Origin of the sequence: Amycolatopsis sp. M39 (assembly GCF_001651785.1) — a bacterium.
GTDB lineage: Bacteria > Actinomycetota > Actinomycetes > Mycobacteriales > Pseudonocardiaceae > Amycolatopsis > Amycolatopsis rubida.
In genome coordinates, this window is sequence record NZ_LWSF01000001.1 from 332,761 (window position 1) to 356,181 (window position 23,421).

The following is a 23,421-nucleotide window of genomic DNA, read 5'->3' on the forward strand; positions in this document are numbered from 1 at the left end:
GGGGAAGCCGGGAAAGGATCATCCCGTGACGAATCTTGCGATGAACACGGAAAGACCCGTCGCGGACGAGGCGGTCGCGCTCGCCCGGGCGGCCGCCGGCGCCTCGGGGGCCGAAGTCCGGGAAATCACCGAGATCGCGGAAATGACGGCGGTCGGAGTCCTGTTCGAGACGATCTGGCGGTCCGCGCCGGGAACCCGGCCGGTGACCACGGAGCTGCTGCGCGCGCTGTCGTCGGCGGGGAATTACGTGGCAGGCGCGTTCGCCGGCGGAGAACTGCTCGGTGCGTGTGTCGGCTTTTTCGGAAATCCCGGAAAAGGCAGTCTGCACAGTCACATCGCCGGGGTGTCCAAGGCCGGTGCGGGTCGTGGAATCGGATACGCGCTGAAATTGCATCAGCGCGGCTGGGCGCTGGCGCAGGACGTCTCGACGATCAAATGGACCTTCGATCCGCTGGTGCGCCGCAACGGCTATTTCAACCTCGGCAAACTCGGCGCGCTCCCGGTGCGTTACCTGCCAGATTTCTACGGGCCGATGGCGGACGGCATCAACGGTTCGGGCGACACCGACCGGCTGATGGTGTCCTGGGACCTGGCCAGTCCGACCGTGCGGACCGCCGCGTTCGGCGAGCCGATTCGCACGGACGCGAAGGTTTTGCTCGACCAGGGCGCGGCAGTGGCCCTTGAAGTAGCCGCGGACGGCGGTCCGGCCGCCGGCGAAGCGGACGCGCCGGTGGTGCTCGTCGCGGTCCCGCCGGACATCGAAGGCCTGCGCGCCACCCATCCCGGCAAGGCGGACGCGTGGCGGGCCGCGCTGCGCGAATCGCTCGGCGGGCTGATGGCCGCGGGCGGCCGGGTGACCGGCTTCGACCGAGCCGGCTTCTACGTGATCTCCAAGGAGGAGCAGTGAAACTCAGCGGTGTGGAACTGCGCCGGGTGCAGATGCCGCTCGTCGCCCCGTTCCGGACTTCGTTCGGCACCCAGTCCGTTCGCGAGCTGTTGCTGCTGCGCGCGGTCACGCCGGCCGGCGAGGGCTGGGGCGAATGCGTGACGATGGCCGGGCCGCTGTACTCGTCGGAGTACAACGACGGCGCGGAACACGTGCTGCGGCACCACTTGATTCCGGCGCTGCTGGCCGCGCAGGACGTCACCGCGGCGAAGGTGACGCCGTTGCTGGCTAAGTTCAAGGGCCACCGGATGGCCAAGGGCGCGCTGGAGATGGCTGTTCTCGACGCCGAACTGCGCGCGCACGAGCGGTCGTTCGCCGCCGAACTCGGCTCGGTGCGTGATTCCGTGCCGTGCGGTGTTTCCGTCGGGATCATGGACACCATTCCGCAGCTGCTCGACGTCGTGGGCGGGTATCTCGACGAGGGCTACGTGCGGATCAAGCTGAAGATCGAACCCGGCTGGGACGTCGAGCCGGTGCGTGCGGTGCGCGAACGCTTCGGCGACGACGTGCTGCTGCAGGTCGACGCGAACACCGCCTACACCCTCGGCGACGCGCCGCAGCTGGCCCGCCTCGACCCGTTCGGCCTGCTGCTGATCGAGCAGCCGCTGGAGGAGGAGGACGTGCTCGGCCACGCCGAACTCGCTCGCCGGATCCAGACGCCGATCTGCCTCGACGAGTCGATCGTGTCGGCGCGCGCGGCGGCGGACGCGATCAAACTGGGCGCGGTCCAGATCGTGAATATCAAACCCGGCCGCGTCGGCGGTTACCTGGAAGCACGGCGGGTGCACGACGTGTGCGCGGCCCACGGGATCCCGGTGTGGTGCGGCGGGATGATCGAGACCGGCCTCGGCCGGGCGGCGAACGTCGCGCTGGCCTCGCTGCCGAACTTCACCCTGCCCGGCGACACCTCGGCCTCGGACCGGTTCTATCGGACCGACATCACCGAGCCCTTCGTGCTGTCCGGCGGGCACCTGCCGGTGCCGACCGGACCGGGCCTCGGCGTGGCACCGATTCCGGAGCTGCTGGACGAGGTGACCACGGCAAAGGTGTGGATCGGTTCGTAGCCCGCTACGAATTCCGGAGGTAGATTTGGTCGGATCGGACCAGCCGGTCCGCGCGAGGCCGGATCTACCTTCGGGGGGTGCTGACACCGGTGCCGAGCAAGCCGCACACGAGTCTGGGACGCGTCCTCGAAGCGCTCGGGGACGTGCTCCTCGAACCGGTCGCCGTCGGCCGCGACACGCGGCGGCAGCTCGGCGGGGTGGTGATCCACGATCCGCACGACGACGCGGAGTTCCCGGCGCAGGCGGTGGTCCTCGGTGTCGGGGTCCGCGAATCCGACGAGATCGTGCAGCTGGTGTACGCCGTCGCCGCGCGCGGGGCGACCGCGCTGGTCGTGCGGTCGCCGGTCGCCGTGTCGAGGGAACTCGTGCGCGCGGCCACTTCCTCCGGGGTCGCGCTGCTCGGGCTCGCCAGCGGCGCGTCGTGGGCGCAGCTGGCCGCGATGCTCCGCACGTTGCTCTCCGAGGGCGACGTCGGCGACGTTTCTCCGCAGACGCTCGGCGGGATGCCCTCCGGCGATCTTTTCGCGCTCGCCAACGCCATCGCCGCGCTGCTCGACGCTCCGGTCACCATCGAGGACCGCAACTCGCGCGTGCTCGCGTTCTCCGGCCGTCAGGACGAGGCCGACCCCTCGCGCGTCGAGACGATCCTCGGCCGTCAGGTGCCCGAACGGTTCACTCGGGAGCTGGAGAAGGACGGCGTTTTCGAGCGGCTCTACCGCGACCAGGGCCCGGTTTACGTCTATCCGGGGCACGGCTACGACAAGAAGATCGTCATGATTCGTGCCGCGCTCGCGGTCCGGGCGGGTGACGAAGTGCTCGGGTCGATTTGGGCCGCTGTCGACAAAGAGCTAAGCGAAGAACGTACTGCGGCTTTGCTCGACGCCTCGAAAATCGTGGCGCTGCATATGCTTCGGCTGCGCGCGGGGGCCGACGTCGAACGCCGGTTGCGCGCCGATCTGGTCAGCACCGCGCTCGAAGGCGGTTCCGGCGCGCAGGAAGCCATCGCGCGCCTCGGGCTGCTGGGGCAGCCGACGATCGTGCTCGCCATGGGATTGATCGAGGCACCCGACGACGACCTCCGGCTGGTCGCGGAACGCCAGCGCGTCGCCGACGCGTTCGCCATGCACCTGAGCGCCGTTCAACCCCGGTCGGCGGTCGCGCTGGTCGGCGACGTCGCGTACGGCATCGTCCCGATGCCCGGGAATCACGGCGATTGCCGCGAACGCTCGGTGCGCGTCGCGTCGACGTTCCTGGAACGCACCGGCCGCCGGGTGGCCGCGGTGATCGGCATCGGCCCGCTGGCCCTGGACGGATCCGGCCTGCGCGCCTCTCGCGACGGGGCCGACCGTGCGTTGCGCGTGTTGCTCACCAACGGCGGCTCGAAGCGGGTGATCACCGCCGAGGACGCGCACATCGAGGCGCTGATGCTGGAACTGGCCGACCTTTCCACGGCGCGTGGCGATGTCGCGACCGGGCCGATCGCGCGGCTTCTGGAGTACGACAGGAAGCATCAGTCCCAGTTGGTGCACACGTTGCGGTGCTGGCTTGATTCGTTCGGCGACATCAGCGCGGCTTCGGCCGCGGCGTATGTGCATCCGAGTACGTTCCGGTACCGGTTGCGCAGGCTGGCCGAGGTCGGCGGGATCGACCTCGACGATCCGGGGGACCGGTTCGCGGCGATGGTCCAGTTGCACCTGCTGCCGCGCGTGGAGCGGGCCGAGGAGCGATCGTGAGTGGCGATCCCGGTTAGAACCGGCATTGCCCGCCGCTCTCCTCCCTTACCGGGAACCCCCGCCGCAACCTTCCTGCGAACTCACCAACCCCGCCCCTCTCGCACCCGCCACCATGGGAACCCGGCGGCCCCGCACCCCACGCATTCCCGCCTGCCGCCGGGATAGTCCACTGTAGACAGGAGGGTCATGGCCACCGCATCCGAAACGATCGTCCGCCGCGCCGAGGAGGTCGGCGTCGAGGTCCGGCTGCACGCCGCCGAGATCGACGGCACCCGCGGCCTCGGCATCGGCGAGGACGTCGCGGTCGTCCCCGCTTCGGTATTCAAGGTCCCGATCGCGCTGGAGCTGGCCCGCCAGGCCGCCGAAGGCGCGCTCGATCTCGGTGCCCGCATCACCGTCAAACCCGGACACCCGACGCCGAGCCCGTACGGCCTCGCCACCTTCCGCCACGAAGTCCAGATGTCCTGGCACGATTTGGCGATTCTGATGATCGGAATCAGTGACAACGTCGCCACCGACCTGATTCTCGCCGAGGTCGGCAAAGCCGCGGTAAATGACACGTTGCGGCGGCTCGGATTCACCCGAACCGTCGTGCCGCAGGACTGCGGCGAACTGCTCGCCACGATCGGCGAAGACCTCGGCGTCTCCTACGAGGACGACGAACGCGCGCTCGCCGAACTCACCTACGAACAGGTTTCCGGATTGCGCGCGCTGCAACCGGAGAAATCCTGCCGCACCACCGCCGCCGAAATGACCCGGCTGCTGGGCCTGATCTGGCGCGACGAGGCGGCCGCCCCGGAGGCGTGCGCGGACGTCCGGCGCTGGATGGAACTGCAGGTCTGGCCGCACCGCCTGCGTTCCGGGTTCCCGGACGATCGCGTCCGCACCAGTGGCAAAACCGGCACGTTGCCCGCCGTGCGCAACGAGGTCGGCGTGGTCGAGTACCCGGACGGCGGCCGGTACTCGGTCGCCGTGTTCACCCGCGCCGGGGATTCCCGCTCCCGGGTGCCCGAGCGCGACACGTTCATCGGTTTCGCCGCGGCCACGGCGGTGGAGTCGCTGCGCACGGCCTGATTCGTCGGAGCGGAGGAACTTTCCCCGCGCTCTCCTCGATCCGGACGAACAAGTGACGTCCGCCACCGACCTAGCATTTCCGAAACGCCGGTCCACCATCCCCCGGACAGAAGGTGCACATGTCGAAAATTTCCGAAATCGAGACCTGGCTTCAGGAGAATTTCGCCGCTCTGCTCGCCAAGCATCAGGTTCCCGGAGCCGCGATCGCGGTGCTCGCCGACGGCGAGGTGATCGACCACGCGGCGGGCGTGGTGAACAAGGGCACCGGCGTGGAGTCCACTGTGGACTCGGTGTACCAGATCGGGTCGATCACCAAGGTGTGGACGACGACGCTGGCCATGCAGCTGGTCGACGAGGGCAAACTGGACCTCGACCGGCCGGTGCGCGACTACCTGCCGGAGTTCGTGCTCGGCGACGACAAGGCCGCGGCGGAGATCACCGTCCGGCAGCTGAGCTGTCACACCGCCGGTTTCGAGGGCGACATCTTCACCGACACCGGCCCCGGGGACGACTGCGTGGCGAAGCTCGTCGCGACGCTGTCCGACGTGCCGCAGCTCTTCCCGCCCGGCGAGCGGTTCTCCTACAACAACGCCGGCTACTGCGTGCTCGGCCGTGTCATCGAGGTGCTGCGCGGCAGGTGCTGGGACGACTGCGTGCGCGACCACCTCTTCGCGCCGCTCGGCCTGACCCACGCGGCGTCCGGTCCCTACGATGCGATCCGCTACCGCGCCGCGATCGGCCACGTCTCCCCGAAGCCGGGCGAGGACCCGGTGCCCGCGCCGGTCTGGGCGCTCACCCGCTCGAACTCGCCCGCCGGTTCGACGCTCGCGATGCGTCCGCGCGACCTGCTGACGTTCGTCCGGATGCAGCTGAACGACGGCAAGGCCGACGACGGCACCCAGGTGGTCCTGCCGGAGTCGCTGCTCGCGATGCGCGAACCGCAGGTGGACGTGCCCCGCCTCGGCATGGCCGAGCACTGGGGTCTCGGCTGGATGCTTTTCGACTGGGACGGCGGCAAGGTGATCGGCCACGACGGCGGCACCATCGGCCAGTCGGCCTTCCTGCGCGTGGTTCCGGAGAAGGGCGTGGCGGTCGCGCTGCTGACCAACGGCGGTCAGCCGATGCACGTGTACCAGGAGATCTTCGCGAAGCTGCTGGACGAACTCGCGGGCGTCACTGTTCCGGAGCGGCCCGAGCCGAATCCCGCCGCCGCTCCGGCCGACTTTTCCCGGTACGTGGGCGAGTACACGTCGATGGTCGCCGACACCGTCGTCACCGAGGAGGACGGCAGGCTCTGGATGCAACGCAGCCCGAAGGGAATCTTCGCCGAGATCGGTGCGCCTTCGGGGAAAGAAGAGCTGTTTCCGTCCCAGGGCGACACGTTCGTCGCCAAGACTGAACAGCTGCCGGGTGTCTACATGGCACACGCGTTCGTCGGCGACGACGGCCACGGCCGCGCACAGTTCCTCCACACCGGACGCGCGGACCGACGGGTCTCCCCGTGAGCGGGATCCGCGCGCGGATCGAGGCCGTCTTCGCCGACGCTGGCGCGGAGGGGTTCCTGCACGCCCGGGAAATCGGCGTGCCCGGCCCTGAGGTGTCGGCGGGCGGAGACGCCCCGGTCGTCCTCGCCTCGGTGTTCAAGATTCCGGTGGCGCTCGCCTATGCCCGCGAGGTCGCCGCCGGACGGCTGGACGACACCGAACGGACCAAGGTGACCGCGCGGTACCGGATCGGCGGCATCGGCACCGCGGGTTGCGCCGACGACGTCGAGATGAGCTGGCGCGACCTCGCGCACTTCATGCTCACGATGGGCGACAACGCCGCGACCGACGTGCTGTACCACCGGCTCGGCCAGGAAAAGGTGGACCGGGTGCTGGCCGATCTCGAGCTCGCCCGCACCCGGCTGATCGGCTGCTGCGAGGACCTGTTCGCCTCCGTCGTCGCGGATCTCGGCGGTGCCCCGGACGCCGATCTCGAAGCGTTGTTCGCCGAAGCCACTCCGGAGCAGATGGACAAGCTGTCGGTCCGGGACCCGGAACGCACCACGTCGTCCACGCCGCGCGAGATTACCGAATTGCTCGACGCGATCTGGACTGACCGCGCGGGCGAACCGCAAGCGTGCGAACGGGTCCGCACGATCATGGCCCAGCAGATCTGGCCGCACCGGCTGTCGTCGGGCTTCCCGCCCGGCGTCGCGGTGGCGGCGAAAACCGGGACGCTGCCCGGAATCCGCAACGAAGCAGGCGTGGTGACCTTGGGGGACGGCCGCCGGTTCGCGGTCGCGGTGTTCACTCGCGCGCAGTCTCTCGAAGACCGCCTTCCCGCGGTCGACGCGTCCATCGGCGCCGCCGCCCGGCTGGCGCTCGACCACCTCCAGAGCGTGACCCCGTAGGAGAAATCCCATGAAAACTGCCCGGCTCACCGCCGCGATGGCGGGCGTGGTGGCCTTGACCGTGAGCGCGTGCGGGGGATCAGCGCAATCCGGGACGGACCGGACCGCGAACCAGAAACTGGTCGACGGCAAGACCTTCACCTATGCCATCCCGACCGATCCGGGAACGCTCGACCCGGCGATCACCGTGCTGTCGGTCGCCCGCAACCTCGACCAGTTCCTCTACGACGCGCTGATCAACCTCGACGCGAAGGGCCAGCCGGAGGCGGCGCTCGCCGAGAAATGGGAAGCCACCACGACCACGGCGTCCTTCACCCTGCGCAAGGGCGTCACCTGCTCCGACGGCAGCCCGCTGACCGCGGCCGACGTGGCGGCGAACATCAACTTCGTCGGCGACCCGGCGAACAAGTCCCCGCTCGCCGGCGTCACGGTGAAGAGCGGCACGAAGGCGGTCGCCAACGCGGACAAGGTCACCATCACCAGCGGGGCGCCGGACGCGTTCCTGCTTCGCAACATCGCGGGTCTGCCGATCGTCTGCGCCAAGGGGCTGGCCGATCGGAAGACGCTCGCCAAGGGCGAGAACGGCACCGGCATGTTCACCATGTCCGAGATCGTGCCGAACGACCACTACACGCTGACCCGGCGCAAGGACTACCGGTGGGGTCCGGGCCAGTTCGACCCGAAGCAGCGGGGATTGCCGGAGAAGGTCACCATCCGGGTCATCCCGAACATGACCACGACGTCGAACCTGCTGCTGTCCGGCGAGGTCAACGCCGCCTCGGTGATCGGGCAGGACCAGCAGCGGCTCAAGGCACAGCGGCTGTACCACGCCGACATCGTTTCCCCGTTCGGCGAGCTGTTCTTCAACCAGGCGCCCGGCCGGTTCGGCGCGGACCAGGCGATGCGCCGCGCGCTGACCCAGGCGATCGACCTCCCGCAGGTCGCGAAGGTGCTGACCCGCGACGGCAGTGCGCCGGTCAAGGGGATGGTCACCATCGAACCGCGGCCGTGCGAGGGTGATTCGGCCACCGGGAAGATCCCTGGTTTCGACGTCGCCGCGGCCAAGGCCGCGCTCGATCAGGCGGGCTGGAAACCGGGGCCGGACGGCATCCGGGTCAAGGACGGGAAGCGGCTCGCGCTGACCGCGATCTACGGGACGCAGGCCGGTCCGACGATGCCCCCGGGTGCGGAGCTGATGCAGCAGGGCTGGAAGAGCGTCGGCGTTGACGTCACGCTGAAGGGGGTCGACAGCCCGGGTCTGAGCCAGTCGTTGTTCGCCACCGGCGAGTGGGACATCTCGATGGCTCCGCTCGGCCTCACCCTGCCGAGCCAGCTGGTGCCGTTCATGTCCGGCGGGGAACCGCCGCAGGGCACGAACTTCGCGCACATCAAGAACTCGCAGTACGACGCGCTGGTCGCCAAGGCGGCCACGAAGGCCGGGCAGGCGGGCTGTGCGGACTGGATGGCCGCGGAATCGGCGCTGTACGAGCGGCAGGACGTCGTGCAGTTCGCGAACTCGGTGGTCCCGACCTACGGCAGCAACGCGAAGTTCGACATCGTCAACGGCTACATCAAGCCGGCCACGATCCGGATGTACGCCTGATGACCGGCGCGATCGCCGTCGCGGGCCCGAAGGTCAGTCCCTGGCTGACCTTCGGCGCCCGCCGCCTCGGGCGGTTCGTGGTGTCGCTGTGGGTGCTCGTGAGCATGGCGTTCCTGATGATTCAGCTCATCCCGGGCGATCCGGTGCGTTCGGCGCTCGGCCTGACCGCGCCGATCGAGCTGGTCAACGCCCGGCGTGCCGCGCTCGGGCTGGACCATCCGCTGTGGCAGCAGTACCTCGACTACTTCGGCGGGCTGTTCCGCGGTGATTTCGGCACGTCGATGCTGACCGGGCAGCCGGTCGGCGACGTCATCGCCGACCGGCTCCCGGCGACACTGCAGCTGGCGTTGCCCGCGTTCGTGGTGGTCATCGGACTGGCGATTCCGCTGGGCCTGACGTTCGCCGTGCTGACCCGCGGCGGCCGGCGCCGCGGCGCCGAACTGGGCTTCACCTCGACCACCGTGCTGTTCGCCGCGATTCCGGAGTTCCTGGTCGCGGTGGCGCTGGTGGCGTTCTTCGCGGTGCAGCTCGGCTGGTTCCCGGTGGCTGGACACGACGGCGCGGGTTCGCTGGTGCTGCCGATCATCGCGCTGGCGCTTGGCCCGACCTCGACGCTGTCCCGGATCGTCCGGGTGGAGACGCTTTCCGTGCTGGGCAACGACTTCGTCCGCACCGCGCGGGCGAAACGACTGCCCGCCCGGCTGGTCTACCTGCGCCACGCGCTGCCGAACGCGCTGACCGCGACGCTGACGCTCGGCGGGCTGATGCTCACCAGCCTCGTCGCGGGCACCGTGCTGGTGGAGAACGTGTTCGCCTGGCCCGGCCTCGGGTCCACGATCTCACAGTCCATTCTGCAGAAGGATTACCCGCTGGTGCAGGGGATTGTGCTCGTGTACGGCATCGGCGTGCTGCTGGTGAACCTCATCGTGGACCTGCTGCTCGCGGTCCTCGATCCGCGTTCGACGATCCGGGAGAACTGAGATGGCGAAACGGCGCGGACAACAATGGCTGGCCGCCGTGCGCACCCCGCTCGGCGCGTTCGCCGCGGTTCTGCTCGTGGCGGTGCTCGCGGTCGCGGTGCTGGGCCCGATCCTGTGGCAGGACGCGGCTTCGGCGATCGACACGAACGCGATCAGCCAGGGTCCCTCGGGCGGCCATCTGGTCGGCACGGACGAACTGGGTCGCGACATTTTCTACCGCGTGCTCGTGGCGACCCGGCTTTCGGTGTTGCTGGCCCTGATCGCCGCGGCGCTCGGCGTCGCGACCGGTCTCGTGCTCGGCATGCTGCCCGCGGTGCTGCCGCGTCCGCTCGGCAGACTGCTGACGGCGGCGGTGAACATCGCGGTCGCGTTCCCCGGCCTGCTGCTGGTGTTGTTCTTCGCGGTGATTTTCGGCGTGGGCACCCAAGGCGCGGTGATGGCGATCGGGTTCGCGCTGGCCCCGCAGTTCGCGCGGCTGACCCAGACGTTGTCGGCTTCGGTGGCCGGGCGGGACTTCGTATCCGCCGCCAGGGTCGCCGGAGTGGGCCGGATCCGGTTGCTGTTCCGGCACATCCTGCCGAACATCGGCGAGCCGCTGGCGGTCAACGCCACCATCGGCGCCGGTGGTTCGCTGCTGGCGTTCTCCGGGTTGTCGTTCCTCGGGATCGGTGTACAGGCCCCGGATTACGACTGGGGTCGGCTGCTCAACGAGGGCCTCAACGGCATTTACGTCAACCCGGCGGCGGCGCTGGCGCCCGGCGTCGCGGTGGTGATCGCCGGGCTCGCGTTCAACCTGTTCGGCGAGACTGTCGCCGGAGTGATCGGCGTGCGGACCCGGCTGCCGCGGCTGACTCCCCGGGTGCGGCGTAAGTCCGAAGTGGACTCAGTTGCCGCGGATGACGCCGTGTTGGTGGTCGAGAACCTGGAAGTCGCGTTCCCGCGGCCGACGGGCTGGACGGTTCCGGTGCGCGGCGTGAGTTTCACGGTGCGGTCGGGCGAGGCGATCGGGGTCGTCGGCGAATCCGGTTCGGGCAAGAGCTTGACCGGGCTCGCGGTGTCGCGGCTGATCGAATCGCCCGGTTCGGTGACCGCGGACCGGTTGGACTTCGCCGGAACCCCGGTGCTCACCACGCCGGAACGCGCAGTGCGGACGCTGCTCGGGACGTCGCTGGCGATGGTGTTCCAGGACCCGATGACCTCGTTCAACCCGACTCGCCGGATCGGCCGCCAGCTCGCCGAGGTTTCCGAGCAGCACCACGGACTTTCGCGGGCCAAGGCGTTCGAGCGGGCCGTCGACCGGCTGCGCGCGGTACGGATTCCGGCGGCGGAACGGCGGGCGAAGCAGTACCCGCACGAGTTTTCCGGCGGCATGCGGCAGCGCGCGATGATCGGCATGGGCCTGATGGGTGACCCTCGGCTGATCATCGCCGACGAACCGACGACCGCGCTGGACGTGACCGTGCAACGGCAGCTGTTGCGGTTGCTGGCCCAAACCCGCGCCGAACGGGACACCGCGATCATCCTGATCAGCCACGACATCGCGGTCGTTTCCCAGACGTGCGAACGGATTCTGGTGATGTACGCCGGACGGATCGTGGAGGATCTGCCCGCCGCCGGAGCGGACATCGCGCCGCGGCATCCGTACACGCGGGCGCTGCTGGCCACGACGCTCGACCTGGAGACGGACCCGGACGCGCCGCTCGCGGTGATCCCCGGCCGCCCGCCGGAACCGGACCAGATGCCCGCCGGCTGCGCGTTCGCGAGCCGGTGCCCGGTGGCGACCGATCGATGCCGCGAGGAGGACCCGGAGCTGACCGTGCTCGCGCCGGAACACCGGGTGGCGTGCTGGCATCCGGATGCGGCACTGTCGGAAGAAGCGGGGCTCGTCGTGGCGGGAGGGGCGGAATGAGCGAGGCTTGCCGCCGCTGGCCAAGGTACGTGAGGGAATCAGAGTCCCTGAGGGTTCCCCTCACGTACCGCCGAGCGGGGCACAGGCCGGATGAGGGAGGGGCGGAATGAGCGAGCTGGTTTTCGATTCGGTCAGCGTCCGGTACGGCGGGCGGCGCGGGCTCACCGCGGTGGACGGCGTTTCGCTGACCGTCCCGGCGGGCAAGGTGGTCGGCCTCGTCGGCGAGTCGGGCTCAGGCAAGTCGACGCTGGCGAAGGCGGCCGTCGGGTTGTCGCCGGTGAGCGCCGGACGGGTGCTGCTCGGCGGCGTCGACGTGCGGAAGCTGCCGCGTCGACGGCCGCTGCAGATGGTGTTCCAGGGTCCGTATTCCTCGCTGAACCCGCGAATGACCATCGGCGAGTCGGTCGCCGAAGCCATGCCGCGCGGGACGAATCGCTCCGCCGAGGTCGCCCGCCTGCTTGAGCTGGTCAATCTCGATCCCGAACGGGCCGCGCATCTCCCGGGCCAGCTGTCCGGCGGGCAGCGGCAACGTGTCGCGCTCGCCAGGGCGCTCGCGGGCCGTCCCGAAGCGCTGATCGCCGACGAGATCACCTCCGCGCTCGACGTTTCGGTGCAGGGCGCGGTGCTCAACCTCGTGCGCTCGGTGCAGCGACAGCTCGGCCTGTCGATGCTGTTCATCTCGCACAACCTCGCCGTGATCCGGTATCTCAGCGATTTCGTCGCGGTGATGTACCTCGGCCGCGTCGTCGAAGCCGGACCGGCCGGGCAGGTGCTCACCGATCCGCAGCATCCCTACACCCGCGACCTGCTCGACGCCGCTCCCTCGGCGCACAAGTCGCTGTTCGACCAGGAACCCGGCGCGACCGCGGACGCGGAACCGCCGGATCCGCACCACCCGCCCGCCGGATGCCGGTACCACCCGCGCTGCCCGGTCGGCCCGCTCGTGCGCAGCGACCGCGAGATCTGCCTCCGGGCCGATCCGGCCGAGGACACCGCGCCCCGCAGGCACGCCGCGGCCTGTCACTTCCTCATCCGGCCACAAGAAGGCCGGCCCCCGCTCGGCACATAACCGTTGCCACGAAGCCATTAGGCCGTGGCTGCGGTCGGATGAGCAACGATCAGCACAGTAGCGAACCCGAGGGCCACGAGCCCGCGATCTCTCAAGGAGCCAGCGTATGACCCGCCGTCTCGGCATCGATGACCTGTACGACCTCGCCGCGCCAAGCCAGCCCGCGCTTTCGCCGGACGGCAGCCGGATCGCCTACGTGGTCCGGACCGCGGACCGGGAGGAGGACCGGAACGTCGACGCGCTGTGGACGGTCGGCGCCTCCTCCGGCGAAGCCCGCCAGCTCACGCGCGGAAACGCGGACGCGGCGCCGAAATGGGCTCCGGACGGTTCCCGGCTCGCGTTCCTGCGCGCCCAGGACGGCCCGCCGCAGGTCTGGGTTCTCCCGGCGGACGGCGGCGAGGCCGAGCAGCTCACCAAGCTCCCGCTCGGTGCGGGCGCACCGGTGTGGAGCCCGGACGGCAGCAAGATCGCGTTCTCCGCGCCGATCGACCTCGCCGCGGTTGCCGAAGCGCCGCCGGCGAACACGCCGATCGTCGCCGAGCGGCTGGACTACAAATCCGACGGCCCCGGGCTGCTGAAGACGCTTCGCAGCCACGTGCACGTCCTCGACGTCGCCACCGGCGAAGTCCAGCAGCGCACCTTCGGCGACTGGCACGCGGGCCAGCCCGCCTGGTCGCCCGAGGGCAAGCACGTCGCGTTCACCGCGGCCCTGGACGCCGACGCCGACCTCACCTTCCGCTCCGCCGCTTACGTCCTCGACGTCACCGAGCGGAACGCCGAACCCCGGCTGGCCGGCACCGATGAGGGCATGGCGGGCACGGTCGGCTGGACGAAGGACGGCAAGGCACTGCTGGTGGTCGGCCGCACCGACACCACCACCGGGCACCTCGGCCTGCTCCGCGTTCCGCTCGACGGTGGCGAGACGGTCAACCTGGCCGCCAGCCTCGACCGCAACGTGATGCCTGGCGGCCCCGGCTACCCGGGTGCGCTGCCGCAGCCGAACGAGGCGGGCGATGTCGTGCTGTTCGCGATCCGCGACCGCGGCTGCACTCATCTGTACGAAGTGGACCTTGCCGGTGGCGAGCCTCGTGCGGTGCTGACGGGCGACGGCAACGTGGTGTCCGGAGTGGACTTAGTTGGCAATCAGGCCGCGATTGTGTTGGCCACTAATGAATCCTTCGGCGAGATCGCCGTACTCGACCGCGCCACGGGCAAAGTCGACGTGCGCACGAAGCACGGCGACGCAGTGTCCGAAGTGGAACTGTTCCCCCGTGAATCGCGCGAATTCACCATCAGCGACGGCACGGTCGTTCAGGGCTGGCTCATCCGCGACACCGAACGCACCGGTGCGCAGCCGTTGCTGATCGACATCCACGGCGGCCCGCACAACTCCTGGAACGGCGCCGCGGACTCGATTCACCTGTACCACCAAACCCTTGCCGCGCGCGGCTGGGCAGTGCTGCTGATCAACCCGCGTGCCAGCGACGGCTACGGCGAAGCGTTCTACACCGCGACGGTCGGCGCGTGGGGCCAAGCGGACGCACCGGACTTCCTCGAACCGATCGACCAGCTCGTCGCCGAAGGTCTCGCGGACCCGGACCGGCTCGCCGTCACCGGATACAGCTACGGCGGCTTCATGACCTGCTACCTGACCAGCCGCGACGACCGCTTCGCCGCTGCCGTGGCCGGTGGCGTGGTCAGCGACCTGACCAGCCTGGCCGGCACGTCCGACGGCGGACATTTCATGGCTGTCAACGAATTCGCCGGACTCTCGTGGAGCCAGTACGAGAACTCCTCTCCGCACGCGCAGGTCGAGAACGTCCGTACCCCGACGCTGATCCTGCACGGCGGCGAAGACGTCCGCTGCCCGGTCGGCCAGGCTGAGCAATGGTTCACCGCGCTGCGCGAGCGCGACGTGCCGTCCCGGCTCGTGCTGTACCCGGGCGGCGCGCATCTGTTCGTTTTGGACGGTCCGCCGTCGCACCGCGTCGACTTCAACCGGCGCGTGGTCGACTGGGTCGAGCAGTACGCCGGTTCGCGGGTGCCGATCGAGGCCGCGCACTGGAGCCGTCGCCTGGCGGAACTGGCGCGCAAGCACGACGTTCCCGGTGCGTCGCTGGGAATCCTGCGCGTCGGCACCGGCGAGGAGGTGTTCGCGACCCACGGCGTGCTGAACAAGAGGACAGAGGTCGAGGTCACCGAGGATTCGCTGTTCCAGATCGGCTCGATCTCCAAGGTGTGGACGTCGACCGTGGTGCTGCAGCTCGTCGACGAGGGCCTGCTCGACCTCGACGCGCCGATCGTCGACGTGCTGCCCGAACTGCGCCTGTCCGATCCGGAGGTGACCAAGCGGGTCACCATGCGGCATCTGCTGACGCACACCAGCGGCATCGACGGCGACATCTTCACCGACACCGGCCGCGGCGACGACTGCGTCGAGAAGTTCGTCGACCTGCTGGAGGAGGCCGCGCAGAACCATCCTCTCGGCGCGACTTTCTCCTACTGCAACTCGGGTTTCGTCCTCATGGGCCGGGTGATCGAGAAGCTCACCGGGAAGACCTGGGACGCCGCGATGCGGGACAAGCTCTACACCCCGCTCGGCCTCACGCACACCGTCACGCTGCCGGAGGAGGCGCTGCTGTTCCGCGCCGCCGTCGGTCACGTCGCGCCGGATGACCAGGACCCGGCTCCGGCTCCGGTCTGGCAGTTGCCTCGCTCGGCCGGACCGGCAGGCCTGATCACCGCCCGCACGAAGGACGTCCTCGCCTTCGCCCGCCTGCACCTCACCGGCGGCCTGACCGAGGACGGCACGCGGATCCTGTCGGCGGAGTCGGCCGCGGCCATGGCGGAAAAGCAGGCGGATGTCCCGGACAAGCACACCCTCGGCGATTCGTGGGGCCTCGGCTGGATCCGCGACGACTGGGGTGGTCGGCGCGTCATCGGCCACGACGGCAACACGATCGGCCAGTCGGCGTTCCTGCGCCTGTTGCCGGACGCGGGCCTCGCGGTCACGCTGCTGACGAACGGCGGCCACGCTCGGGACCTGTACACCGAGCTGTACCGGGAAATCTTCGCCGAACTCGCTGACGTCGCCATGCCGCGTCCGCTCGAACCCCCGGCCACGCCGGTCACCGTGGACGTGAGCCGGCACCTCGGCGTGTACGAACGGGCTGGCGCGCACGTCGAGGTGGTGGAGCGCGAGGGCGGTTTGCGCGTCGTGTACACGACGACCGGACCGCTGGCGGAGCTGATGCCGGACAAGGTCCAGGAGTTCGACCTGGTGGCGGTCTCGGACACGCTGTTCGTGCTCCGCATGCCGGGCGGGCAGTTCTGGACGCCGGTGCTGTTCTACACGTTGCCGACCGGGGAGCCGTACCTGCACTTCGGCGCGCGGGCGACGCCCAAGGTGTCCTGAGGACTGCGGGGCCGGGCGTTCGCTGCCCGGCCCCGCAGCCGGGTCAGTCCTTGCGCCGGGCCAGAAAGCGCACCAGCAGCAACACCAGGCACGCCACCGCTATCCCGCCGCCGAGGTAGCGGTATGTGGCGTCCAACCCGGCGAACTGGCCGATCGAATTGGCGGCGGCACCGGCGAGAAAAACCAGCCACAGCAAGGTAGTCACCACGGGGCCGCCCGCGGTGCGGCTTCGGGAAGTTTCCATGCCGGGAACACTATGCAGCGGCGGAGGGGGCGGACAGGCTGTGGACACCCAAGTTGACGGTGGTGCCTGCGCTACCTAGAGGGTCTCGTGAGTGCTGATCACGGTGAGAACCGTGATCAGCACTCACGAGCGCAGATAAGCCAGCACCGCCAGCACCCGCCGATGCCCGTTGTCCTCCGGCAGCCCCAGCTTCGCGAAGATGTTGCGGATGTGTTTGAGCACCGTCCCGTCGCTGACCACCAGCAGCTCCGCGATCGTGGCGTTGTTGTAGCCCTCCGCCATCAACCCGAGCACCTCGCGTTCGCGCGCGGTCAGTGCGTCGAGGGGGTCGCGACGGTGCGCCAGCAGCTGGGCCACCACCTCCGGGTCCATCGCCGTGCCGCCCTCGACCACTCGATGCAGTGAGTCGAGGAACGTGGCGACCTTGCCCACGCGTTCTTTGAGCAGGTACCCGACCGCGCCCTTGCCGTCCGCGAGCAGCTCCGCCGCGTAGCGGGTCTCCACGTGTGCGGAGAGCACCAGCACCGGCAGCCCGGGGTGCAGCTGCCGCGCCTGCACGGCCGCTCGCAGGCCCTCGTCGGTGTGCGTCGGAGGCAGCCGGACGTCGGTGATCACCGCGTCCGGCCGGTCCGCGCGGACGAACGCGAGAAAGTCGTCGGTGTGGTCGAAAGCCGCGGCGACCTCGATGCCCGAGGTGTCCAGCAGCAGCACCAAACCTTCTCGCAGCAGGGCGTCGTCCTCGACGATCACGACCCGCATGGCAACTCCACTTCCAGAACAGTCGGTCCACCGGGCGGACTCGTGAGCGTGACCGTCCCGTCGAAAGCTTCGGCGCGTTTCCGGATCCCGGCCAGTCCGCTGCCCTGGGATTCGTCCGCGCCGCCGCGGCCGTCGTCGCGGATTTCGATCCGCACGGTGTCGACGGTGCCCCCGAGCGTAATCGACGCGTGTTCCGCGCCGGAATGCTTGGTCACGTTCGCCAGCGTTTCCGCGACGATGAAGTGCACCGCCGCCTCGACCGCGGCCGGGCGGCGCGCGGAACTGCGAACGTCCACAGTGCACGGAACCGCGCATCGGTCGGCGAGGGCGGTGATCGCGCCGTCGAGGCCGCGGTCGGTCAGCAGCGGCGGGTGGATGCTCCGCACGACCGTGCGCAGTTGGGCGAGCGCTTCGGTCGCCGCGTCCTGTGCTTTGCCGAGCAATTCCCTTGCCTTGCCCGGATTTCCCTCGAAAAGCTGGTCCGCGATCCCGAGCTGCAGCACGACCGCGGACAGCCGCGCCTGCGTCCCGTCGTGCAGATCGCGTTCGAGACGGCGGAGTTCGGCCCCGTGCGCCTCCAGCGCGGCGGCGCGGGTCGCGGTCAGCTCGACGACCCGGTCCGTCAGCGAAGCACCGGGCCGCGGGCCGAGAAGCGCCCGCGTCGCAAGGGCCTGCCAGCGAGCCAGCGGTGCGGCCCAAAAGGTGAGCGCGATCATGACGATCCCGCTGAACACACAGAGCGCGGCCAGCGGCCACGAGTTCACCACGAACGCCAGCGAACTGGGGATTCCGCCGGGCACCAGCCACCAGAACACCCCGGTGAGAATCTGCCGCAGTCCGCCGAGCGGCAGGCTGAACGCGAGCACCCCGACGATGAAGCCGACCACCGCGTGCACCGCGAGCCACGCGAGATCCCGCAAGCTCGCTGGGTCACGAATGGGCGAAACGTTGGCGTAGGGCTCCTCGATCGGCTCGCCGAGCCTGCGCCCGGCCCGGCGGCGTTCGAACCGCAGCGGGTAGCGGAGCAGTTTGAGCGCCACCGGAAGCGCTGGGATCCCGACGCCGATCAGGCACGTCGCGAGCACGAGGGCCATCGCGAAAAAGAGCAGCATGGCAAGGAACGAGGTCGCGGCCCCGACCAGCAAATAGCGGAGTCCGGACCACCACGAGCGCAGCCACCTTTTCACCCGCACAGTGTCCCATTAGGACCTCCCTACCGGGCGTGGTGGTGCCTGCGCTACCCCCAAGACTCTCGCGCTCGGGATCGTTTCCGTGCTCCCGCCGCCATAGTTTGGCAAGGACAGAAATCCGCTGGTCCGAGGAGCGACACGAAGATGAACACAGGCGGAACGCCCGCCCTGAGGCTGGAAGCGGTGCGCAAGATCTACGGCTCCGGCGACGGCGCGGTCACCGCGCTGGACGGGGTGTCGGTCGGGATCCAGCGAGGCTCGTTCACCGCGGTCATGGGGCCGTCCGGGTCGGGCAAGAGCACTTTCCTGCACTGCGCGGCCGGGCTCGACCGGCCGAGTTCGGGAAAGGTGCTGCTCGGCGAAACCGAACTCGGCGGACTCCGGGAGCGAGCGCTCACCGAATTGCGCCGGACCCGGATCGGGTTCGTTTTCCAGGCCTACAATCTGCTGCCGTCGCTGAATGTGCTGCAGAACATCACCCTGCCGATGCGCCTGGCAGGCAAGAAGCCGGACGCCCGCTGGCTGCGCGAGATCGTCGACGGCGTCGGCATCGCGAAGCGGCTGGAGCACCGCCCGGCGGAACTGTCCGGCGGCCAGCAGCAGCGCGTCGCGATCGCCCGCGCGCTGATCACCCGGCCCGAGGTCGTGCTCGCCGACGAACCGACTGGTGCGCTCGACACCCGCACCGCGCGTCAGGTGCTCGACCTGTTGCGCACCGTGGTCGACCAGATGGGCCAGACCGTGCTGATGGTCACCCACGACCCGGTCGCCGCGTCCGCCGCGCACGGAGTGCTGTTCCTCGCCGACGGCAAGCTCGCCGGCCACCTCCCGCAGCCGACCCCGGAGCGGGTCGCGCAGCGGCTGACCCACCTCGGGGAGTGGTGACCGCCATGTGGTCGTTGGCCTGGCAGACGACGAGGGCCCGGCTGAGCGGGTTCGTCGGTGCGTTCATCGCGATTCTCTGCGGCACCGCGCTCGTCGCGGGCTGCGGCATTCTCCTGGAGTCCGGCCTGCGCGCCGGAGTCCCGACCCAGCGCTACGCCGACGCGGCCGTGGTGGTCGGCGGACCGCAGACCACGAAACCGCCTGGATCGGATTTCGGCGAGTCCGAGCAGGTCACCGAACAGACCACGGTGCCGGAGACGCTGATCGACCGGATCGCGGCAGTGCCCGGCGTGCGCCAGGCAGTGCCGGAGCAGGACTTCCCGGCGAACGTCGTGACCTCCAGCGGCAAGGTGCTCACCGGCCCGAACGGAACTCCGTCGCGCGGACACAACTGGGACGCGGCCGTGCTGGCCCCGTTCTCCCTCCGGGAAGGGCACGCTCCGGAAGCGGCGAACGAGGTGGTTCTCGACGCGGAACTGGCTGCCCGCGGCGGAGTTTCGGTCGGCAGCACAGTGCGGGTTTCGACCCGTTCCACGCCGATGGAGTTCCGGGTCACCGGCATCGCCGTGCCCCAGTCCGGCAACGGGTTGACCCGGCAGTCGGCGTTGTTCTTCTCCGCCGCGCGCGCCGCTGATCTTTCCGGGAAGCCGGGGCAGGTCCACGCGATCGGCGTGCTCGCCGCTGCTGGAGCATCGACGGGCGATCTGGAAGACCGCGTCAGCGAGGCGGTCAAGGGCGAACCGGTCACGGTGACCGCGGGGATGGAACGCAGCACGGTCGAATTCCTCGACGTGAGTCAAACCCGGGTGCTGCTGTTCGCGCTCGCGGGTTCGTTCGGGGGGTTCGCGATCCTGGTCGCGGTGTTCGTCGTCTCAAGCACGCTCGCACTGGTGATCAACCAGCGACGGCGCGAATTCGCGCTGCTGCGGGCGATCGCCGCCACCCCGAAGCAGATCCGCAAGCTGATCGGCGCCGAAACCATGCTGGTCGCGAGTCTCGCCGGAGTGCTTGGCGCGGGTCTGGGCGTGGCCGTCGGCTACGGATTGCGCAACTCCTTCGCCGCGGTCGGCGTGATCCCGGCGGACTTCGGCCTCGCGATCGGCCCGCTTCCGCTCGTCGTCGCGTTCCTGCTCGGCCTGGGCGCGGCACGGCTGGCCGCGTGGTCGGCAGCACGGCGCCCGTCGTCGATCCGTCCGATCGAAGCGCTCGGCGAGGCGGCCGTGGAACGCCGCGAACTCGGCCGGACCCGGCTTCTCTTCGGCTGGCTGCTGGTGGTGCTCGGCTTCGGCGGCTCGACCGTCCCGATGTACGTGACCGGCCCGGGCGCGCTCGCGGCCTCCTCGATGTCCGCGCTGGTGGTCGTGATCGGGCTCTCGTTGCTCGGGCCGAAGGTGATCGCCTTCGCGACCCGGATCATCGGCCCGGTGTACTCCGGCGTCTCGCGGATCAGCGGCTACCTGGCCGCGGCGAACAACCAGGCCAACGCCCGGCGGCTCGCGTCGGCGGTGACCCCGGTGCTGCTGGCGGTCGCGTTCGCGCTCTCGATGTTCTACAGCCAGACGTCGTCCGCCGCCGCCACCCAGGAGCAGGCGGTCCGGTCGACGACCGCGGACCATGTCCTGACGAGCACGACCGGCGCGCTGTCGCCGGAAGTCGCCGCGGCGGCGCGGGCGATCCCCGGAGTCGCGGCGGCTACCTCGGTGATCCGCACCGACGTCGTCACCACGGTCAAGGAGGACCGGCGGCTGCGCGTCATGAAGTATCCGGCGCAGGGCCTGAACGGCGACCAGGTGCGCGGCGTGCTCGACCTCGGTGTCGTGTCCGGGAACCTGGCCGACCTGCGCGGCGACACTGTCGCGATGAGCAAGGGCGAAGCCGATTGGTACGACAAGAAAATCGGCGACGAGGTCGGCTTCTGGTTCGGCGACGGCCGTCCCGCGAAGGTGAAACTGGTCGCGGTCTACACGCACAACCAGGCGTTCGGCGAGTACGTGCTGCCCGCCGATCTCGCCCGCGAGCACACCGGGGACCGGATGGACAGTTCCGTTCTGGTGCGCCAGGACCCGAACGCGGATCCGGCCGCGGTGACCGCCGCGTTGCGCGAGCTCAGCGCCCGTTACCCAGGCCTCACCGTAACGCCCGGCTCCACAGTTTCGGCGTTGGAAAGCGCTTCGGCACAGCAACAGTTCTACCTGAACCTCGTCGCGGTCGGCGTAATCCTCGGCTACGTGGTGATTTCGGTGGCCAACACTCTGGTGATGACCACCGCGCAGCGTTCGCGGGAATTCGCCTTACTGCGGCTGATCGGCACCACGCGAGGCCAGGTCGTGCGAATGATGCGCCTGGAAGCGTTGACGACCGCGGGCATCGCGGCACTGCTCGGCACCGTGGTGGCGGCAATTCCGTTGGCAATTCTCAATCTCGCCCTGCGAGACACCCCGCTGCCGTCCGGAACGCCCGCGGTGTTCGGCGGAATCATCGCCGGAGCTTTCTTGCTCAGCCTGGTTTCGCTCGGTCTGTCCACTCGGGTCACCTTGCGCGCCAAGCCCATTGACGCCATCGGCCTCCGCGAATAAGAAGGAAGAACAATGCGCACTTCGCTGAAACGGATTTCGGTGGCGGTTCTCACCGCGGCGGGCTTGCTCCTGCCCGCCGCGGCGGACGCCGCGCCGTCTCGTTTCCTCGACCAAACCACGATTCCCGATTTGCAGCGCGCCATGGACCACTGGCAACTGACGTCGGAGCAACTCACTCGCGGATACCTGCGCCGGATCGAAGAGCTGAACCCCACACTGCACGCCGTCGTGCAAACCAATCCGGACGCGCTGGCGGCGGCGAGGGAAAGCGATTCTCGCCGCCGGACCCACGCCTCCCGCAGTGCCCTGGAAGGAATTCCAGTGCTGCTGAAGGAAAACATCGACACCGCGGACCGGCAGACCACCACCGCGGGATCCACCGCGATGCTCGGTTCGCGGCCAGCGAAAGACGCGTTCCTGGTCCAGCGCTTGCGCGCCGCCGGTGCTGTCGTGCTCGGCAAAGCGAACCTGTCGGAATGGTCGAACTTCCGCTCGATCGGGCAGATCCCAGGCTGGAGCGGCGTCGCAGGCCAGACCCGCAATCCCTACGCACTGGACCGCAGCCCGTGCGGTTCCTCAAGCGGATCGGCAGTCGCCGCGGCGGCTGGTCTCGCGACGGTCGCCATCGGCACCGAGACCGACGGCTCGATCGTGTGCCCAGCAGCCGCGACCTCGACCGTTGGCGTGAAAACCAGCCTCGGTGTCGTGAGCCGCACCGGCGTCGTGCCGGTCACCGCCCAGCACGACACCCCCGGCCCGATCGCACGCAACGTCACCGACGCCGCACTCACCCTCTCCGTGCTAGCCGGTGCCGACCCAGCCGACCCCGCCTCGGCGGCCGCCGCTTCAGCGATTCCGAATGACCTGCGGTTGGACCGAAATGCGTTGCGCGGCAAGCGCATCGGCGTCTGGCGAAAGGGGCACGCCGGCATCGATCAACAAGCCGACCGCGTCTTCGAGTCCACAGTGCACACTCTGCGCTCGCTCGGCGCGACGGTCGTCGACGGGGCAGAGGTCGAGGACGTCTCCTGGTCGGTCAAACCGGATCTCTTCCCCGCGTTGCTGACCGAGTTCAACCACGACCTGAACGCCTACCTCGCCGCGACCCCCGGCAATCACCCGCGGAACCTGTCCGAGCTGATCGCCTGCAACGACCAGCACCGCGACGTCGAAATGCCGCTGTTCGGCCAAAGCTTGCTGATCGACGCGAACAAGGCCGGCAGCAACCTGAACGACCAGACCTACCGCCGCCACCGCGCCGCCGCGACCGGCATCGCGCAACGGTCGATCGACGACGTACTGGCGTCGAAAGGTCTCGACGCGATCGTCACCCTGAGCGGCTTGCCCGCCTCGCCGCTGGACCGCCCAGGCGACCCGAGGTTCTTGAGCAGCACCCGCAACACGTCCGTCGCCGGTTATCCGAACATCACCGTGCCAGCCGGCTTCGCGGGACCGCTGCCCGTCGGAATCTCTTTTCTGGGCACGAAATACCGCGACGCGCAGCTGCTCAGCTTCGCCTACGCGTACGAGCAGGCGGCACACGCGCGGCAGGCACCTCGGTACCTGCCCGCTGCTTAGC

General features: G+C 69.5%; 17 protein-coding genes. 14 read left to right on the plus strand and 3 right to left on the minus strand.

Annotated features, from left to right (window positions below):
• Positions 1-40 precede the first annotated feature (40 nt).
• From A4R44_RS01700 to A4R44_RS01750, 11 genes are all read left to right on the plus strand, one after another.
• On the plus strand, positions 41-907 hold the full coding sequence (locus A4R44_RS01700) for a GNAT family N-acetyltransferase (RefSeq protein WP_095213145.1): 867 nt from the start codon (positions 41-43) through the stop codon (positions 905-907).
• A complete protein-coding gene (gene menC, locus A4R44_RS01705; RefSeq protein WP_067575714.1) occupies positions 904-2,010 on the plus strand; it encodes an o-succinylbenzoate synthase in 1,107 nt (368 codons plus the stop codon). The genes A4R44_RS01700 and menC overlap by 4 nt, the downstream gene beginning before the upstream one ends.
• 77 nt (positions 2,011-2,087) lie before the next feature.
• Positions 2,088-3,743: a CdaR family transcriptional regulator gene (locus A4R44_RS01710; RefSeq protein WP_067575716.1), complete on the plus strand. Its 1,656-nt coding sequence runs from the start codon at positions 2,088-2,090 to the stop codon at positions 3,741-3,743.
• Positions 3,744-3,929: 186 nt separating this feature from the next.
• Positions 3,930-4,817 (plus strand): serine hydrolase, encoded by an 888-nt coding sequence (locus A4R44_RS01715; protein WP_067575723.1) that lies wholly within the window; start codon positions 3,930-3,932, stop codon positions 4,815-4,817.
• 119 nt (positions 4,818-4,936) lie between these two features.
• Complete coding sequence (locus tag A4R44_RS01720) at positions 4,937-6,322, plus strand: serine hydrolase (protein ID WP_067575726.1); 1,386 nt, start codon at positions 4,937-4,939, stop codon at positions 6,320-6,322.
• A complete protein-coding gene (locus A4R44_RS01725) occupies positions 6,319-7,212 on the plus strand; it encodes a serine hydrolase (protein WP_067575728.1) in 894 nt (297 codons plus the stop codon). Before A4R44_RS01720 ends, A4R44_RS01725 begins: the two co-directional genes overlap by 4 nt.
• A 10-nt stretch (positions 7,213-7,222) precedes the next feature.
• Positions 7,223-8,815 carry an ABC transporter substrate-binding protein gene (locus A4R44_RS01730; RefSeq protein WP_067575730.1) on the plus strand — a complete coding sequence of 531 codons (1,593 nt, stop codon included), beginning with the start codon at positions 7,223-7,225 and terminating at the stop codon, positions 8,813-8,815.
• A complete protein-coding gene (locus tag A4R44_RS01735; protein WP_067575732.1) occupies positions 8,815-9,795 on the plus strand; it encodes an ABC transporter permease in 981 nt (326 codons plus the stop codon). The genes A4R44_RS01730 and A4R44_RS01735 overlap by 1 nt, the downstream gene beginning before the upstream one ends.
• Before the next feature lies 1 nt (position 9,796).
• A complete protein-coding gene (locus A4R44_RS01740) occupies positions 9,797-11,704 on the plus strand; it encodes a dipeptide/oligopeptide/nickel ABC transporter permease/ATP-binding protein (RefSeq protein WP_067575734.1) in 1,908 nt (635 codons plus the stop codon).
• A 106-nt stretch (positions 11,705-11,810) separates the two neighbouring features.
• Positions 11,811-12,773 carry an ABC transporter ATP-binding protein gene (locus tag A4R44_RS01745; protein ID WP_067575736.1) on the plus strand — a complete coding sequence of 321 codons (963 nt, stop codon included), beginning with the start codon at positions 11,811-11,813 and terminating at the stop codon, positions 12,771-12,773.
• Positions 12,774-12,879: 106 nt separating this feature from the next.
• A complete protein-coding gene (locus A4R44_RS01750) occupies positions 12,880-16,188 on the plus strand; it encodes a serine hydrolase (protein WP_067575738.1) in 3,309 nt (1,102 codons plus the stop codon).
• A 43-nt stretch (positions 16,189-16,231) separates the two neighbouring features.
• On the opposite strand, the gene A4R44_RS01755 is transcribed toward A4R44_RS01750, so the two are convergent.
• From A4R44_RS01755 to A4R44_RS01765, 3 genes are all read right to left on the minus strand, one after another.
• Positions 16,232-16,432, minus strand: a complete 201-nt coding sequence (locus A4R44_RS01755) for a hypothetical protein (protein WP_067575740.1) — start codon at positions 16,430-16,432, stop codon at positions 16,232-16,234.
• Between the two features lie 123 nt (positions 16,433-16,555).
• A complete protein-coding gene (locus A4R44_RS01760) occupies positions 16,556-17,191 on the minus strand; it encodes a response regulator transcription factor (RefSeq protein WP_067575741.1) in 636 nt (211 codons plus the stop codon).
• Complete coding sequence (locus A4R44_RS01765; protein WP_067576523.1) at positions 17,179-18,378, minus strand: sensor histidine kinase; 1,200 nt, start codon at positions 18,376-18,378, stop codon at positions 17,179-17,181. The genes A4R44_RS01760 and A4R44_RS01765 overlap by 13 nt, the downstream gene beginning before the upstream one ends.
• Before the next feature lie 147 nt (positions 18,379-18,525).
• Here A4R44_RS01765 and A4R44_RS01770 point away from each other — a divergent pair, with 147 nt between their 5' ends.
• Genes A4R44_RS01770 through A4R44_RS01780 form a run of 3 tightly spaced genes read left to right on the plus strand, consistent with a single transcriptional unit; the run spans position 18,526 to position 23,420 of the window.
• A complete protein-coding gene (locus A4R44_RS01770) occupies positions 18,526-19,266 on the plus strand; it encodes an ABC transporter ATP-binding protein (protein WP_067575744.1) in 741 nt (246 codons plus the stop codon).
• A 5-nt stretch (positions 19,267-19,271) separates the two neighbouring features.
• Positions 19,272-21,842, plus strand: a complete 2,571-nt coding sequence (locus tag A4R44_RS01775) for an FtsX-like permease family protein (protein ID WP_095213191.1) — start codon at positions 19,272-19,274, stop codon at positions 21,840-21,842.
• A 12-nt stretch (positions 21,843-21,854) separates the two neighbouring features.
• On the plus strand, positions 21,855-23,420 hold the full coding sequence (locus A4R44_RS01780) for an amidase (RefSeq protein ID WP_067575757.1): 1,566 nt from the start codon (positions 21,855-21,857) through the stop codon (positions 23,418-23,420).
• Position 23,421 lies beyond the last annotated feature (1 nt).

Bases quoted from the DNA above. Each gene is read 5' to 3' on its own strand.
- A4R44_RS01730 (WP_067575730.1), top strand. From the start codon at position 7,223: ATGAAAACTGCCCGGCTCACCGCCGCGATGGCGGGCGTGGTGGCCTTG.
- A4R44_RS01775 (WP_095213191.1), top strand. From the start codon at position 19,272: ATGTGGTCGTTGGCCTGGCAGACGACGAGGGCCCGGCTGAGCGGGTTC.
- A4R44_RS01700 (WP_095213145.1), top strand. From the start codon at position 41: ATGAACACGGAAAGACCCGTCGCGGACGAGGCGGTCGCGCTCGCCCGG.
- A4R44_RS01740 (WP_067575734.1), top strand. From the start codon at position 9,797: ATGGCGAAACGGCGCGGACAACAATGGCTGGCCGCCGTGCGCACCCCG.
- A4R44_RS01780 (WP_067575757.1), top strand. From the start codon at position 21,855: ATGCGCACTTCGCTGAAACGGATTTCGGTGGCGGTTCTCACCGCGGCG.
- A4R44_RS01715 (WP_067575723.1), top strand. From the start codon at position 3,930: ATGGCCACCGCATCCGAAACGATCGTCCGCCGCGCCGAGGAGGTCGGC.
- A4R44_RS01770 (WP_067575744.1), top strand. From the start codon at position 18,526: ATGAACACAGGCGGAACGCCCGCCCTGAGGCTGGAAGCGGTGCGCAAG.
- A4R44_RS01755 (WP_067575740.1), bottom strand. From the start codon at position 16,432: ATGGAAACTTCCCGAAGCCGCACCGCGGGCGGCCCCGTGGTGACTACC.
- A4R44_RS01735 (WP_067575732.1), top strand. From the start codon at position 8,815: ATGACCGGCGCGATCGCCGTCGCGGGCCCGAAGGTCAGTCCCTGGCTG.
- A4R44_RS01745 (WP_067575736.1), top strand. From the start codon at position 11,811: ATGAGCGAGCTGGTTTTCGATTCGGTCAGCGTCCGGTACGGCGGGCGG.
- A4R44_RS01720 (WP_067575726.1), top strand. From the start codon at position 4,937: ATGTCGAAAATTTCCGAAATCGAGACCTGGCTTCAGGAGAATTTCGCC.
- A4R44_RS01750 (WP_067575738.1), top strand. From the start codon at position 12,880: ATGACCCGCCGTCTCGGCATCGATGACCTGTACGACCTCGCCGCGCCA.
- A4R44_RS01760 (WP_067575741.1), bottom strand. From the start codon at position 17,191: ATGCGGGTCGTGATCGTCGAGGACGACGCCCTGCTGCGAGAAGGTTTG.